Origin of the sequence: Rhodococcus sp. 05-2254-6 (assembly GCF_002258565.1) — a bacterium.
Lineage (GTDB): Bacteria > Actinomycetota > Actinomycetes > Mycobacteriales > Mycobacteriaceae > Rhodococcoides.
On record NZ_NOZF01000147.1, the window covers coordinates 1 to 685 of the forward strand.

Below are 685 nucleotides of genomic sequence, written 5' to 3' on the forward strand. Positions count from 1 at the left end.
TCGCCGCGTCGATCGCACCTCGAACGGCACCGGCATCGTCAGCGAGATGGACTTCGCCGATCTGGCCCGACTGAACTACGGCGACGACGACGAACCCGCCGAACTCCTGACGTTGCACGACCTCATTGCTCTCGTCCTGGACTGGACCAGCAAGCCGGTCAAACTCTTCATCGAAACCAAGCATCCCGTGCGATACGGCTCGCTGATCGAAAGCACGGTGCTTGCCGAGCTGCACAAGTTCGGCATCGGCGCGCCCGCGTCGGCCGACCACTCGCGGGCGGTCATCATGTCGTTCGCGCCCTCGGCCGTCTGGCGCGTACGACGGTCGGCTCCGATGCTTCCGACGGTGCTCCTCGGCGACAGCTCGCACTACCTCGGTGGGGGAGCGGCGACGACCGTCGGGGCCACCGCAGTCGGCCCGTCGATTCGCGCGCTGCGCGAGCACCCGGCCATCATCGACCGCGCAGCCGCGTCCGGCCGGGCCAGCTACGTGTGGACCGTCGACGAGAAAGAGGACGTGGACCTATGCCGCGAGCTCGGCGTCGGGTGGATCGCCACCAACCACCCCGGCCGAACGCGAGCCTGGCTCGAATCGAAGAACGTGTAGGTTTTCGGGCGTGGGTAAGAGCAAAAGAAACAGTGGACCGAAGCAGGACAGCAACCGAGCAGCGAAGCTCGCGCAGCG

Annotated in this window: 1 protein-coding gene; it reads left to right on the top strand. The window is 66.6% G+C overall.

Annotated elements, in window-relative coordinates; translation table 11 throughout:
• Nucleotides 1-607: glycerophosphodiester phosphodiesterase family protein (locus tag CH256_RS20210; protein ID WP_094670434.1), on the top strand; the 607-nt coding region annotated here is incomplete at its 5' end.
• Nucleotides 608-685 lie beyond the last annotated feature (78 nt).